Source organism: Lysinibacillus sp. UGB7 (genome assembly GCF_049058285.1).
Taxonomy (GTDB): Bacteria; Bacillota; Bacilli; order Bacillales_A; family Planococcaceae; genus Lysinibacillus; species Lysinibacillus sphaericus_B.
In genome coordinates, this window is sequence record NZ_JBMGUV010000130.1 from 1 (window position 1) to 329 (window position 329).

1 protein-coding gene is annotated in these 329 nt (G+C 31.3%); it reads right to left on the minus strand.

What is annotated here, in order from left to right:
- The coding region (locus ACOMCU_RS28375) for a HAMP domain-containing protein (RefSeq protein WP_421052327.1) at positions 1 to 329 on the minus strand (329 nt) is incomplete at both ends.

The window sequence follows — 329 nt, forward strand, 5'->3', positions numbered from 1 at the left end:
TTGAATAATATCTCTTAAACTTGCAGTCATCCTATTTATTCCACTAGCTAAATCACCCAACTCATCTTTATTTTTAACTTTAATATAGTTAAAAGATAAATCTTGTTTAGCAATCTTTTGCACACTTTCAGTGATGAGTTGAACTGGAATTGCCAAATGTCTGGAAAATAAAAATATAATTATTATTCCGATCAAAATACTCATGCCAAGTGTAATCATAATCATATGTTGGATTAAGTTAATTCCATGATTAAATGACTTCATATAGCTACTTGCACTTACCACCCATCCCCAGTTCGGATCTAAAGCAGTGTAGGCTATTTTGTCCT